Source organism: Polaribacter sp. 11A2H (assembly GCF_011379025.1).
GTDB lineage: Bacteria > Bacteroidota > Bacteroidia > Flavobacteriales > Flavobacteriaceae > Polaribacter.
On sequence record NZ_WTLD01000003.1, the window covers coordinates 256026 to 272245 of the forward strand.

At 30.1% G+C, this 16220-nt stretch carries 9 protein-coding genes; 4 read left to right on the top strand and 5 right to left on the bottom strand.

What is annotated here, in order from left to right; genetic code table 11:
- Positions 1-7 precede the first annotated feature (7 nt).
- From GQS58_RS05475 to GQS58_RS05495, 5 genes are all read right to left on the bottom strand, one after another.
- Positions 8-661: a response regulator gene (locus GQS58_RS05475; RefSeq protein WP_205860392.1), complete on the bottom strand. Its 654-nt coding sequence runs from the start codon at positions 659-661 to the stop codon at positions 8-10.
- On the bottom strand, positions 658-7107 hold the full coding sequence (locus GQS58_RS05480; protein WP_166383674.1) for a PAS domain-containing protein: 6450 nt from the start codon (positions 7105-7107) through the stop codon (positions 658-660). The genes GQS58_RS05475 and GQS58_RS05480 overlap by 4 nt, the downstream gene beginning before the upstream one ends.
- Positions 7108-7330: 223 nt before the next feature.
- Positions 7331-9187 (bottom strand): glutamine--fructose-6-phosphate transaminase (isomerizing), encoded by a 1857-nt coding sequence (gene glmS / locus GQS58_RS05485; RefSeq protein ID WP_166383676.1) that lies wholly within the window; start codon positions 9185-9187, stop codon positions 7331-7333.
- Positions 9188-9216: 29 nt separating this feature from the next.
- Complete coding sequence (locus tag GQS58_RS05490) at positions 9217-10857, bottom strand: DUF4270 family protein (protein WP_254712911.1); 1641 nt, start codon at positions 10855-10857, stop codon at positions 9217-9219.
- A 45-nt stretch (positions 10858-10902) separates the two neighbouring features.
- A complete protein-coding gene (locus GQS58_RS05495; protein WP_166383680.1) occupies positions 10903-11712 on the bottom strand; it encodes a glycogen/starch synthase in 810 nt (269 codons plus the stop codon).
- Between the two features lie 97 nt (positions 11713-11809).
- Between GQS58_RS05495 and panC the strand changes: the two genes are divergently transcribed.
- The 4 genes from panC to radA all read left to right on the top strand — a co-directional run bounded on the left by panC (position 11810) and on the right by radA (position 15766).
- Entirely contained in the window at positions 11810-12658 is an 849-nt protein-coding gene (gene panC, locus GQS58_RS05500) for a pantoate--beta-alanine ligase (RefSeq protein WP_166383682.1), read from the top strand.
- A gap of 27 nt (positions 12659-12685) precedes the next feature.
- A complete protein-coding gene (gene panD / locus GQS58_RS05505; RefSeq protein ID WP_036825265.1) occupies positions 12686-13036 on the top strand; it encodes an aspartate 1-decarboxylase in 351 nt (116 codons plus the stop codon).
- Positions 13037-13038: 2 nt separating this feature from the next.
- Positions 13039-13983, top strand: coding sequence for a YbhN family protein (locus GQS58_RS05510; protein WP_166383684.1), 945 nt, complete (start codon positions 13039-13041; stop codon positions 13981-13983).
- A gap of 421 nt (positions 13984-14404) precedes the next feature.
- Positions 14405-15766 (top strand): DNA repair protein RadA, encoded by a 1362-nt coding sequence (gene radA, locus GQS58_RS05515; protein WP_166383686.1) that lies wholly within the window; start codon positions 14405-14407, stop codon positions 15764-15766.
- The last annotated feature ends 454 nt before the right edge of the window (positions 15767-16220 follow it).

Consider the following 16220-nt stretch of genomic DNA (forward strand, 5'->3'; position numbering starts at 1 on the left):
AGAACTCTTAAATATCTAATGAAGTTAACCCTTCTTGAATGGCATATTTTGTCAATTCAGGAATTGTGAATAAATCTATTTTTTTCATAATATTATTTCGATGTACATCTACCGTTTTAGGACTTAAAAATAAGATCTCTCCTATTTCTTTAGAAGAACGCCCCTCTGAAATTAACTGTAATACTTCTTTTTCTCTAGAACTTAATTGTGTTTTTTCTATTGCTTTGGGCTCTTTTAATGCAGATAGAAACTCTTGATTAATATCTTTTGAAAGATATTTTTTATTTTGCATTACCGTACAAATTGCAGTAATTAACTCATCTGAATCTCCATCTTTTAACAAGTAAGCAAAGGCACCAGCTTTAAACATACTTTGTATAAACTGCTTACTAGAGTGCATAGAAAGACCAATAATTTTTATATCTGGATTGTTTTTATGAATTTGCCTTGTTGCCTCTATACCATTTAAACCAGGCATGGCAACATCCATAACAATAACATTTGGCAAAAGTTTTGGACATATTTTTATAGCCTCTCTACCATCGGAAGCTTCGCCAATTATGTGCATATTAGACCTCTGCTCTATAATGTTTCTTAGACCATCTCTTAATAACTTATGATCATCGACTAATACAATTTTAATATCTTTTAAATAACTCATTTAGATAAAGGTATAAAAATTTTAACTGTTGTACCCATATTTATTTTTGATTTTATTGTAAATTTTCCTTGAATGTTTCTAATTCGTTCCTGAACCGTAAACAAACCAAAACCAGATCCAGAATGATTATGAAGATTATTTAATATAGAAGTATTAAAACCAACTCCATTATCTGTAATAAAAATATCAAGTCCTAAGTTATTCTTATCAAGGTCTAAAGTTATTAAAGATGCACTTGCATATTTTATAGCATTGGTTAAAACTTCTTGTATACTTCTATACAATAAAATAGATTTTACTTCATCTAAATTAATATTATCTACATTACTATTAACTACGCAAGCAATCTTATGTGTAGTTTCTACATTGTCAAATAACCAATTTAACGCCTCAACAATACCTAATTGATATAATACCGGAGGTGAAAGCTCATACGTAATTTTACGGCTATTCTCTAAAGCTTCAGAAATATGCGTTTCAATAAATCTTAAATCTTCATCAATCAATTTTAATTGTGGTCTTTTTTTCAACTCATTAATTTTCATTTTTGAGATTACTAAAGACTGACTTAAATGATCATGTATATTGGTTGCAATTTCTTTTTTCTGTTTTTCCTCTATCAACGTCATCTCTGTAGTTAATTTCTGAAGTGATGTTTGGTATTCTTCTATTTCTTGCTTAGCTAACACCCATTGCGTAATATCTCTTGCAGATGAAACATAAGAACTAATCTCATTATCTTTATAAACTGGAGACGATAAAAACTCTAACCAAATGTAATGTCCTTTTTTATGTAAAACTCTACAACTAAATGTATCTGTATACATATTACTGAATTTTCTTTGAACCATTACTTTTTTTAAAGCTTTAATATCACTTTTATGAACAATACCAAAGACATTTTTACCTAAAAGTTCTGATTGTTTATACCCTAATAAGTTATAAATAGAAGGACTGATGTATTTAAAAGTACTATTTATTTCATGTAAGCAAATTAAATCATTAGAGTTATCCGTTATAATACGGTACATCTCTTCTGCTTTTTCAATTTCTCTTCTTGCTTCTTTTTGAGCTGTAATGTCTTGATTAGTTCCTTTTAAACTGATTATAACATTATTTTCGTTAAATATAGGCTTACATATAGCCCTTATGGTTTTTTCTACATTATTAGGTAAACAAATTCTAAATTCTATATCATAAGGAATTCCTTTAGCATAAAGTAAATCTACAGTATGTTTAAAAAAATTAAGATCATCTTTATGAATTCTATTTAAAATTTCTACTTGTCCTAATGTTGGTTTATTTAAATCGAAACCCCAAATACGCAACGTTTCTTCAGACCACTCAGATTTTTCAGTTAAAACATTATGCGTCCAACTACCAACCTGAGCTAATTCTTGTGCTTCTTTTAATTTTTCTAAGGATTCTAGCTCAGACAATTTAGCATCTTTGATACTTTGAATACTTTGAATACTTACAGGTACTGTTTTCTGCTCTATCTCTGTTTGAGGTATAGGAATTGAAACTAAGGCAGCAAACTCATCTCCTTCTAGTGTTCTAAAATTTACTTCTGATAAAAATACCTTCTCATAATTCCAAATAGCTTCTATAAGGTTTTCAAATATTTTCTCTGCCCCTGTACCAAGTGTCTTGGAAAAATTCACTAGAAATTCTTCATGGTTTTTAACTTTAAACAATTTTAAAGTAGCAGCATTTACACTATTAACCATCAATTTTTCTAATAAAGCATTTAACAACCATGGGTGCTGTTCTAAATACACTTTTATATTAAGAATTTGAAGCGTTCTAAGCACTTCAATTTCTTTAAAAATACTCGTAAAATCTTCATTCCAAATAGAAACAGTAGCATTATCAAAGAGTCTTCTATAATTATCTTCTACCCTTAAATGCTCTTGTTCTATTTGTTTTCTCTCGGTAATATCTTGTAGAACACCTCTTCTTCCAACTACAATTCCGTGCTCATTATACAAGGGTTCAACAATCATTCTTGCCCAAATCTTTTCATTTCTAGTATTAATTAATTTAAATTCAACATCATAAGGAGTTCCATTTAACTCAAGATCTAAAGTTAATTTTTTTAACTTTTTTTGAGAGTCTTCATCCAAAAAAGACATTATTTCTTTTAATGGGGGCAGCGGAAGTTTTGGGTCTAATCCAAAAATAACATAAAGATATTCAGACCACACAGAAGTATCTGAAGCCATATCATACTCTAAATGCCCTATTTTAGCCATTTTACTAGCTTCATTTTTAGAATATTCACTCATTTCTAATAAATCTAAAGAAGTTTGAATTTCTTCTTTAGAATGCTCTAGTTCAAATTGTGCTTTTTTAGCAACTGTAATATCTTGTAGAATACCTCTTCTTCCTATAATTTCATTTTGCTTGTTATAAACAGGCTGACCAACATTTCTAACCCAAACTTCTTCTTTATCTTTGGTAACAAGCCTCAATTCACAATCAAAAGGAGTACCATTTTTAACCAGATCTTTAATTGCTTTTTCATATTTAACTATAGATTCATCATCAAAAATTTGTTCAATATCTTCACGTGATGGAATTCCTTCATTTATATCAAACCTTAAAATATCATAAACATAATCAGACCATATAAAAATACCTGTTGCATTATCATATTCTTGATACCCTATTTTAGCTATTTCACTAGCTTTACGCAAGGAGTATTCCTTTTTCTCTAAAAGTTTTAAAGTGGTTTCAATCTTTTGGTTAGAAAGCTCTAATTCTTCCTGTGCTTTTTTAGAAGCTGTAATATTCTGTAAAATACCCCTCTTACCAACAATTTCATTTTGTTCATTGTAAATAGGTTGTGCTACATTTCTAACCCAAACAACTTCCTTTTTTAAGTTAATAAATTGCAATTCTATATCATAAGAAACACCTTTAGAAGTAAGTGCTATAGTTGCTTCTGCAAACTTTTCTTGCGATTCTTTTTTCATGTTTTTCAAAAACACCACCTCTGGTGGAATTCCATCTTTAGGATTTGATCCAAAAATACGATGCACATACTCAGACCATACAACAATGCCTGTTAACATATCGTGCTCCCAATAACCTATTTTGGCTACTTTACTAGCCTCATCCATCGAATTTTTTCTTTTTCTTGATAATTTTAAGGAGGTCTGAATCTTTTCTTTAGAAAGCTCTAATTCTAGTTGCGTATTTTTAGAAGCGGTAATATCTTGTAATACTCCTCTTCTTTTAATAATTTTATTTTGTTGATCGTAAACAGGTTCAACTACAATTCTAATCCAAACTACTTCCTTTCTTAAGTTTATCATTTTTAACTCAAGATCAAAAGGAATGCCCTCGGTATCTAATTTAAAGGTAGCTTTCCCCATCTTTTCTTTAGACTCTTCGTTAAAAAGTTCTGCAATTTCTTTACGTGAGGGTACAGGCTTTTTTATGTCAAATCCAAAAATATGATATATATATTCTGACCAAACATAAGTTTCTGTAGCAATATCATCCACTAAATACCCCATTTTAGCCATTTTACTAGCTTCATTCTTAGAGAATTCACTATTCTCCAACAACTCTAAAGACTTCTGAATCTTATTTTTAGAGAGTTCTAATTCTAATTGAGCTTTTTTAGAAGCTGTAATATTATGCACTACACCTCTTCTACCAATAATTTCATCTTGTTCGTTGTAAATAAGCTGTACCACTTGCCTTACCCAAAACTCTTTATTTTTTTTATTAATTAATTTCAATTCAATATCGTAAATAGTTCCTTTTAGGGTAAGATTTACAGTAGCTTTAGCTAACTTAAACTGAGAATCTTTATCATAAAAACTCACCATTTCTTTACGTGAAGGAATACTTTCATTTAAATCGAAACCATAAATTTCATACACATAATCAGACCAAACATAACTATCCGTTGCTATATCATACTCCCAATGCCCAATTTTAGCAATCCTACTAGATTCCGTTAAAGAATGGTCTCTTTTTTCTAAAAGATCTAATGAAGATTGAATCTTTTCTTTAGATAATTCTAATTCTAATTGAGCTTTTTTCCATTCGGTTATATTTTGTAAAACCCCTCTTCTTCCAATAATCTCATTTTCTTTGTTATAAATAGGCTTAGCTACATTTCTTACCCAAACCTCTTCATTATTTCTATTAATTAATTTTAGAATAACATTATAAGGTGTACCTTTTGTATTCAGTTCTAATGTGGCGGCTAATAATTTTTCTAGAGACTCTTTGTCACAAACCTTCACTGCTTCCTTATGTGGCGGAATTCCATCATTTGGGCTTAATCCATAAATATGGTAAATATAATCAGACCATGTATATGTATCTGTTTCAATAATATAATCCCAATACCCTATTTTAGCCATTTTACTAGACTCATTTAAAGAGTAATCTTTTTTCTCTAATAACTTTAAAGAGATTTGAATATTTTCTGTAGAAAGCTCCAAAGCTAATTGAGCTTTTTTAGAGGTTGTAATATTTTGTAAAAGACCTCTTCTTCCTGTAATTTTATTTTGCTTATCATATACAGGCTGTACTATACTGCGTACCCAAACCTCTTCTTTGTTTTCATTAATCAATTTTAAATCAATATCATAAGGCGTTCCTTTTAAGTTCAATTCTAAATTAACTTGCTCTATTTTTCTTTGAGATTCATCATCAAAAAAAGCTAAAATTTTTTCTCGTGGAGGAATTCCCTTTTTAGGATCTAATCCAAAAATCTCATAATGATAATCAGACCAAATAACATGAACCTGGTCGTTACTAAACTCCCAATAACCAATCTTAGCCATGCTACTCACTTCATCTAAAGTAAAACCCTTTTTCTCTAAAAGTTCTAGAGAAGATTTAATTTTTTCTTTTGAAAGCACCTCTTCAAACTGTGCATTTTTTAAGGCCGTAATATCTTGCATAACACCTATTCTACCTACAACCTCATTTTGTTGATTATAAATAGATTTAGCAACAGTACGCTCCCAAACAACTTTATTTTTTTTGTTGATAAATCTTAATTCTACATCACAAGAAACTCCTTTTTCTGCAATATCCTTTACAACCTGGGCTATCTTTTCTTGAGATTCTTTATCATATAAAGAGATGAGATCTTTTTGAGATGGAACTCCCTTTTCTGGATCTATTCCGTAAATGGTATACATATAATCAGACCAGATAAAAGTATCTGTTTTAATATTATATTCCCAATATCCTATTTTAGCAACTTTACTAGCCTCTTCTAAAGAGTGTTCCTTTTTTTCTAATTCCTCAAAAGAATCTTGAATTTTCTCCCTTGCTAAAATTCTCTGCGTAATATCTCTGGCAGAAGTAACAAAGTAACTAATTTCATCTCCTTCATAAACCGGAGATGACAAAAATTCTAACCAAATGTAATGACCATCTTTATGTAAGATTCTAACGGGAATAGCATCAGAAATAACGCCTTTACTAATTAATTTTTTTGCTAGTAATTCCTTTATGATTGTAATATCATCTTTATGAACAATACTAAAGACTTGCTTCCCTAAAAATTCTGATTGTTCATAACCCAATATTTTTTTTATAGAGGGACTAATATATTTAAAAGTGGCATCTGGTTCTTGTAAAAAAATTAAATCACTAGAGTGATCTGTTAGAATACGATACATCTCTGTAGTTTCTTGAATTACTTTTTCTGCAGATTCAAATTTTTGTCTATAAGTTAGTGGCTGAAAGATATCTTTAATTTTAAAAACAGTAGTTATTGGTTTGCTTAGATCAAAATATTTTAAATATAAATAAAAAAGAATACTGTAAAAAACAGTAAAAAAACCTTTAGAAATTAAACCCGATAGTATAATGTGACCTAGGTTGTCGAAATTCCAAAATGTAATAACTGAAAAAAACAAAGTATCAAAACTTACCACAAATAGCATTGTTATAAAAATCTGTAGGAATAAAGATTTTATGTGTCTGCCTATAAATTCGAAAATTATTATAATCAACACAGTATCTATAAATAGTGCTACTGTGCCAGTAAGTAGAATCCAAAAACGACTATCAATAAGGTTGGTTAATACACTAAATGGTTTGTTGTTTGATATTTCATTTAAATTCCAACCAAACAATTGCAAAAACAATGTTACTAGCAAGTTTATGATAAGTAGAGTATAAATTACTTTTTTTGTTTCGCCTGCATCTTCTTTTATATATATAATTAATAAAGCAAAAACAGTTATCGTAAATAAAATAGAAGAACCCGGAGATACAAGAAAATTGTTGGTAATTGAAACATAAATGGAGCTAGATATAAATACCTGCAAGAATTGCAATAGCCCCAAACAAGCTAATAATAAACCAATTCCTAACCTTTTTCGAAATCGAAATAACAATAATACTATAAAAGCAATTAAAGCACCTTGTACAAACAAGATAGCTACCTGGGTATAATTCATAGCTTAAGATTGACTAAATATATACATTAAAATTAATATCTCTAATAACCTATATACTTCATTAAATATTTTTAAACACTAAGATAAGTATATTTTATTGTGACGAACTAAATATACACTCCTGATATTTAGTTCGTCACAATATTTAAACCTAAAACATTGATATTTTAAAATGAAAAAACCCAGCTAAAAGCTGGGTTTTTTTTATAAAGTATAAGAAAAATTACTCCACCGTAACCGATTTTGCTAAATTTCTAGGTTGATCTACATTTTTATTTAACATTACCGCAATATGGTATGATAATAATTGAAAAGGAATTGTAGTTAATAGCGGTGTTAATGCTTCTTCTGTTTCAGGAATTTCTATAACATGATCTGCTATTTCTTTAACCTGAGTATCTCCTTCTGTAACAATTGCAATAATTTTACCAGATCTAGATTTAATTTCTTGAATATTACTCACTACTTTTTCGTAATGCCCTTTATTGGTTGCAATAACAAAAATTGGCATGTTCTCATCAATTAAAGCAATTGGACCATGTTTCATTTCTGCTGCAGGATATCCCTCTGCATGTATATATGAAATTTCTTTTAACTTTAAAGCACCTTCTAATGCTACCGGAAAGTTAAACCCTCTACCTAAATACAAACAATTTTTTGCATCTTTATATACTGCTGCAATTTCTTTTACTTTTTCATCAATCTTTAAAAGTGCCTCTATTTTAGCAGGAATTAATTGCATTTTCTGCAAATACATTCTAAATGCAGAGTTTGACATCGTTCCTTTCGCCTTAGCCAATTTTAAAGAAATTAATGTAAGCACTGTAATTTGAGTTGTAAATGCTTTTGTAGACGCTACACCAATTTCTGGACCAGCATGCGTATAAGCACCTGCGTGTGTTTCTCTAGCAATAGAAGAACCCACAACATTACAAATACCAAATACAAAAGCTCCTTTAGATTTTGCTAATTTAATAGCAGCCAAAGTATCTGCCGTTTCTCCAGATTGAGAAATTGCAATAACAACATCATTTGGTGTAATTATTGGGTTTCTATATCTAAATTCAGATGCATACTCAACCTCAACAGGTATACGTGCCATATCTTCTATTAAATACTCACCAACTAAACCAGCATGCCAAGAAGTACCGCAAGCAATAATTATAATTCTTTCGGCATTCAAAAACTTATTCAAATGGTCATCTATTCCAGACATTTTAATAATCCCTTCATTAGGCAACATTCTACCTCTATAAGTATCTATAATGGCTTTAGGTTGTTCATGAATTTCTTTTAACATGAAATGGTCATAACCACCTTTTTCAATTTGATCTAAACTTAGCTGTAATTTCTGAATATTAGTATCAACCATAGAGTCGTCTTTAATTTTACGAACTTTTATGTCTTTACCAATTTTAACAACCGCTAACTCTTCATCTTCTAAATAAATAGCATTCTTTGTATACTCTATAAAAGGTGATGCATCAGAAGCAACAAAAAACTCACTATTATCTTTTCCTACTCCAATTGCAATAGGGCTTCCTAAACGAGCAATAACTAACTCATTTGGTTTTGTTTTATCAAAAACAGCAATTGCATAAGCACCTACAACACTTGTTAATGCCAATTGAACTGCTTGCCCAAGTTTACAACCTTCGTTCTTTTTTACTTCTTCTATAAGATTTACTAAAACCTCAGTATCTGTATCACTCTTAAAAACATAGCCTCTAGATATTAGCTCTTTTTTTAAAGTGTCGTAGTTTTCAATAATACCATTGTGTACAATAACTAACTCACCAGACTGAGAAACATGAGGATGAGAATTTACATCATTTGGTACTCCATGAGTAGCCCAACGTGTATGCCCAATTCCTATATTTCCTTTTTTTCTTTTTTCGTCATTATCAGTTATGGCTTCTAAATCAGAAACTTTTCCTTTAGTTTTAGAAAGATGTATTTCTTTTCCATCATACATCATAATCCCAGAACTATCATACCCTCTGTATTCTAGTCTTTTAAGTCCATTTACAACTATTGGATAAGCATCTCTAAAGCCAATATAGCCAGTAATTCCACACATAAAATTCTTTCTTTTAGTTCGTTTTTTTTTTAATTCTTTTTTCTAATATATGAGACTTTTAATTGAGCTTTCTTCTCTCCATTCTCATCAAATAAAACCACAGATCTTGGATTCCAATTGTATTGTAATACATTCACATTTAAGGCTCCTGTTATTATAGGGTTATCAGTAGAATTATATACTTTAAGTATTAATGACGAAAAATCATCAGAAGAACCATCTACTAAATCAGAAATGTAATCTGTAATTTTAAAAGTATAACTTTCTGGAACTTCTTCTTCAGTTGATGATAAAACGCCACTAAAGAAAGCTCCCTCTTCATAAGAATCAGATAAATGTGTTGGGGTTACTCCTCCATTTCCGTTATCTTTATTTTTATAAATATAAAGTCTTTGAGGCAATAGGTCTGAATTTGTACTTAGCGCACTGTTTACTGCAAAAGTTAAATCTGCATCATTAATTAAAAATCCAAACTCATTATTCTCAATATCTCTAATAGAAGCTATTTCCTTTAAATCTAAATAATTATTATTATCTAAATCTTTATCTGAAAAAGCTAGAAAAGGATCTTCTGGACTTAAATTTAATAAATTAACACCTAAAATCTTAACTTCTGCAGAAAAACCAGCAGTACCTTGAATAACAAAATTATTTACTGGAACAGTATTTATATCTTCCGTTTTGTATATACTGTTTTGGATTCCACCTAGAGAAAAAGAGTATGCTTCTTTTATAACTTCATTATCTTCACCTTCTTTTTTTACTGTTTTAGAATATAAAAAATCTACAGCAAAATTTGAATTAGGAATTAAATTGAAAGGAACTAATGCCCCATCAGTACCTTTCGCTTTTACAATAATTCCTTTAAAATAATTTTGAAACTCTCTTGATGAAGAAAACTCTACATCATTAAATTTATCCCAAAATAATGTTTTCATTTTATTTATATCTAACGGAATTGCTAAAAAAGGAGTTGCTGCACCTGCAGTATTAGTTACCCTTAGGGTATCATTAACTACCGCCGTACTATTTACATCTATCCTTCTATCAATTCTATCAAAAGTAAAAATAGTATCTGTTGCTTGTGGTATAAAAGAGAAACCTGTAGTTGCTGTTAACAATTCAGTTTCTTCATAATCAAAATTAGATAAATAAGAGTTTTGTTTTGATATTTCCAAAGGTTTTAAACCATATAAAAAAGTTGGATTCCTATATACTTCTAAAGTGGTATTAATTGAGGTATTTCCTAAAATAGAATCTAACCTATAGATTGGTACTCCATTAGAGTTTACACCTAAAGAAACAGACGTATAGGGTATCTTTAAAACAACTTTATCTAAATTAAATATAGTATCTCCATCAACCATCTCTTGACGATTCTTTAAGTTAGAAACAAGACCTAATTGAGATACAAAGCCAGCTTCTATTTTTTTAGCATTATTACTGTTATAAACTCCTAACCAATAATCTACGGAAGGAAAACTATTATTTTGTAATCTAGGTAAACCTATATTATCTGCAATAATACTTTCTGTATTTATAGATTTTATTTCTAGATCTAATACAACTTGTTCTGTATCAAATTTTGTATTGTTAACAATACTTGATCCAATATCTGTAAAATCTTTTTCACAAGAAACAACAGCTGTAAATACTAATACTATAGCCACAATAAATGTGCTTTTCTCAAAAAATCTCCTCACTTTATAAAATAATTAATTAGCCGAAATTAAATCAGCATAAAAATTTAAATAACTTTCTTTTAAATCTTCAGATTGATATTCTAAAACCGGAATATCTTTACCTTCTATAAAAGAAGTCAATTCTTCTGAGATCTCCTCACTACCATGTATAATTGCGTCAGAATTTTCTATGGCACTTTTTAATATGTTTGTAAAGTTTGGTATTTTTATTGTAGCAATTTTCTCGTCACAAATATTATCAAACTTCACTTTATCTGCTAAAGACTCGTCTAACGTTCCCTCAAAAGGGTTGTTATACAAAGAGGTAATAATTTTACTTTCTGTAAACAAAGGCTCTTCTTTATAAAACTCCTTTAAATAAAGAGGTAAAAGAGAAGCCATCCATCCATGAACATGAATAATATCTGGCGCCCAGTTTAATTTTTTTACAGTTTCTATAACTCCTTTTGCAAAGAAAATAGCACGTTCATCATTATCCTCAAACAAATCATCATCTTCATCAGTAAAAACGGCTTTTCGTTTAAAATATTCTTCATTATCTATAAAATACACCTGCATTCTTTCTTTAGGAATAGAAGCAACTTTTATAATTAATGGCATATCCATATCATTAACTACTAGATTCATCCCAGATAAACGAATTACTTCGTGTAGCTGATGTCTGCGTTCGTTAATTACGCCATATCTTGGCATGAAAATTCTTGTTTGTACTCCTTTAGAATGTGCGTTTTTTGCAACATTAAAGGCTGTAGATGATAACTCTGTTTCGGGTAAGTATGGCACTACTTCAGATGAAACAAATAATATTCTCTTGTCCTTCATTAAATCAAACTCTTTTATAAGAAGCGCAAAAATACAATTTTTTATGCTAATATCGTGTTAAATTGGTAAGTTTGCAGACTCTACTTAATTTTTGAAGATGAAAATTTTTAACACAAAACAAGAAATAAAATCATATTTAACCTCTAAAAAAGAGGATAATAAAACCATTGGTTATGTGCCAACAATGGGCGCATTACACGAAGGTCATTTATCTTTAATAAAAAAAGCAATCGAAAAAAACGATCTAGTTGTAGTTAGTATTTTTGTAAATCCAACCCAGTTCGACAACCAAGATGACTTAATTAAATATCCAAAAACAATAGAAAACGATACTAAATTGTTAGAAAGTGTTTCTTGCGATGTATTATTTTTACCTTCTGTAGAAGAAATTTATGCAGAAAATATAGCCTCAGAAAACTTTGATTTCGATGGCTTAGAACATCAAATGGAAGGCAAATTTAGAAACGGTCATTTTAACGGTGTTGGTACCATTATAAAAACCCTTTTCGAAATTATAACACCCAACAGAGCTTATTTTGGTCAAAAAGATTTTCAGCAATTGCAGATCATCAAAAAAATGGTTAAAAAAAATAGAATCCCAGTAAAAATTAAAGGTTGTCCTATTTTTAGAGAAGAAAATGGTTTAGCTATGAGTTCTAGAAACACAAGATTATCTAAAGAACATAGAACTGAAGCAGCATTTATATACAAAATACTTAAAAAAGTTCGTTATAAATTTAACTCAGAAGAAGCTAATAAAATTAACGCATGGGTAGAAAGTCAATTTAAAGAACACCCTTATTTAAAATTAGAGTATTTTACAATTGCTGAAGAAAAAACACTAAAAACCATAGAAAGCAAAGAATATCATAAAAAATACCGTGCTTTTATTGCTGTATTTGCAGGAGACATAAGATTAATAGACAACATTCGTTTAAAACATTAGTAATAAAAAAAACAGTATTTTTGCCACATGTTAGTACAAGTTGTAAAATCAAAAATCCACCGTGTAAAAGTTACAGGTGCAGATTTAAATTATATAGGAAGCATTACCATTGATGAAGATTTAATGGATGCTGCCAACATTATTGAAGGTGAACGCGTTCAAATTGTAAACAATAATAATGGCGAACGTTTAGAAACCTATGCAATTCCTGGCCCTCGTGGAAGTGGAGAAATTACCTTAAACGGAGCCGCAGCAAGAAAAGTTGCTGTGAATGATGTATTAATTTTAATCGTTTACGGATTCATGGATTTTGAAGAAGCAAAAAACTTTAAACCATCTTTAGTTTTCCCTAACGAAAAAGACAATACACTTACATAGATTTGAATATCAAAAAAATATTAAAAACCGTATTACCTCTCGTTTTGGGAGGTTTTTTAGTATGGTATTCGCTCTCTAAAATTTCTTTAGAGGTTTTAATCGGCTACTTTAAAGAAGCACATTATAGTTGGATTTTCCTTGGGTTATTCTTTGGTGTTTTAAGTCATTTATCACGGGCTTATAGATGGAAGTTTATGTTAGAACCCTTAGGCTTTAAACCCAAATTCACCAACAGTGTTTTAGCGGTTTTAGTAGGTTATTTAGTAAACTTAGCATTACCAAGAGCTGGTGAAGTATCTAGAGCACTAGTACTTACAAATTACGAAGAAGTTCCTTTCGAAAAAGGATTTGGAACCATTGTAGCAGAAAGAATTGCCGATTTAATTATGATGCTATCTATCGTATTAATCACACTTTTTGTACAGTTCGATTTTATCTACGGACTTTTAACTAAAAATTTCGATCCCACTAAAATAATCGTTGGCTTAGCAATTTTAATTATTGGCTTTTTCATTTTTACATCCTTTGTAAAAAAAGCAAAATCAGGCTTTCTTTTAAAAATAAAAACTTTTGTTTCTGGTCTTTTAGAAGGCGTTACAAGTATCTTTAAAATGAAAAAAAAGTGGGCGTTTATTTTTCACACCGTATTTATTTGGGTAATGTATGTAGCCATGTTTTGGGCAACAATACCCGCAATAGAAGGTTTAAGTGTACCTTTTGGTGGAATTCTAATTGCCTTTATTGCCGGTGGTTTTTCTATCGCGGCAACAAATGGAGGTATTGGTTTATACCCAATTGCAGTTGCTGGCGCATTGGCTTTATTTGGAATTGCAGAAGAACCTGCAACCGCTTTTGGTTGGATTATGTGGACTGCACAAACCGCAATGATTATCATTTTTGGAGGTTTAGCCTTTTTTGCACTACCAATCTATAATAAGAATAAATAATTTTTGGGCGTTCCCTAAAAAGGTCGCGCTTTCACTACTCGCTTTTTTATTTTGCTGAAAAATCAGCAAAATAAAAAGAGCTCAGACATACCGTTCAATCGCTAACGCGAGTATATGCTAACTTTTTTTACCCAGTTTGCCTTTTTAACCTTTTGAGAGAAATCACATAAAGTTGCTCCATTTTATGTTATCACCATTATACTACTTCTCAATACTTCGAAGTCACAAACTGAATTACTTTCTTATTATCAGAGAATAATTAACACACAAAATAAAACCTAAAGCTCTCATTTCGAAATGAGCTTTTTTAAGCGATTGAGAAATCTTACACACAGTTTAATATTTTAATATCCTTACCTAATAAAATAACAACTATTACTTTGTAACTTTGTTACTCTAAAACTTTGTAACTTCTTAAAAAATGGCCAAAACCAAAACAACTTTTTTCTGTCAGAACTGTGGAACCCAACATGCAAAATGGGTAGGACAATGTGGTGCTTGTAAAGAATGGAATACCATTGTAGAAGAAGTAATACAAAAAGAAGAAAAACGAGTTTGGAAACAATCTGCAACCGCAAAACAAACTGTAAATAAACCTTTAAGAGTTTCAGAGATTCAGTTAAACCCAGAAGAAAGAATTGTTACCAATAACAACGAATTAGATACCGTTTTAGGTGGCGGATTGGTAAAAGGTTCTGTAACCCTTTTAGGTGGTGAACCCGGAATTGGAAAATCGACTTTATTATTGCAAGTTGCCTTAAACATCAGTCAAAAAGTATTGTATGTTTCTGGAGAGGAAAGTCAGTCTCAAATAAAAATGAGAGCAGAAAGGTTAGAAGCAAATAACTCTAACTGTTTAATTTTAACAGAAACCAATACCCAAAACATCTTTAAAAATATAGAAGAAACAATGCCAGATGTTTTGGTAATAGATTCTATACAAACATTACACACAAGCTCTATAGAAGCATCTCCTGGTAGTATTTCTCAGATTAGAGAAACTGCAGCAGAACTAATAAAATACGCAAAAGAAACAGCAACTCCGGTTTTATTAATTGGTCATATTAATAAAGATGGAAACATCGCTGGACCAAAAATATTAGAGCACATGGTAGATGTTGTTTTACAATTTGAAGGAGACAGAAACCACACATATAGAATTTTAAGAAGTCAAAAAAATAGATTTGGTTCTACTTCAGAATTAGGGATTTACGAGATGTTGTCTACGGGATTAAGAGAAATATCAAATCCATCAGAAATATTAATTTCTAAAAAAGATGCAGATTTAAGCGGAACCGCAATTGCGTCTACTCTAGAAGGCATTAGACCTTTAATGATAGAAATACAAGCTTTAGTTTCTACTGCCGTTTACGGAACACCACAACGTTCTACAACTGGGTATAATTTAAAACGTTTAAACATGATTTTAGCCGTTCTAGAAAAAAGAGCTGGTTTTAAATTAGGTGCCAAAGATGTATTTTTAAATATTACAGGAGGAATAAATGTAGACGATCCTGCAATAGATTTAGCAGTTGTAGCTGCCATTTTATCCTCTAACCAAGATGTTGCTATTAACCCAAATGTTTGTTTTGCTGCAGAAGTTGGTTTGGCAGGAGAAATAAGACCGGTTTCTAAAATAGATCAACGAATTACAGAAGCAGAAAAATTAGGTTACAAAACTTTAGTCGCTTCTAAATATAATAAAATAGCTTCTAAAAATCACGGAATTCGTTTGGTTTTAGTAGGGAAAATTGAGGAAGCTTTTGCTACGTTGTTTGCTTAGCAATTAAATTTCATCATTCATAAAAAGCCCCTTCAGGTTTCCAAAATCTGAAGGGCTGAAAGTATTTTACCTCTAAAAATAACATACTTAAATAATTTATATTAGTTAGCAAGCACTTTCGTCAGGCTCAAAATCGGCTATTTGTTTAAGCTTTTTAGGGCAAAAAAAAATGAGTAGTGAAAACAAGAAATAGCTTCTAAACACAATAATATTCCTTTTAAGAATCAAGGTATTGGATTGCTCTTGGTAAGTAAGATTAAGGAAGTTTTCACTACTTTGTTTACCTCTTTCTTGCTAAGAATTACTAATCAATATTTAGGTAAAAATTGAATCAAAAGAAAATAATAATTTCAAATTAAAAATCATTTCTTTATTTGGAATGAGTTCATATCTAATGCTATTGTTATATTATTAATCTTAAAAAGGTTTGATATTTGAACTTTATAACTAAATA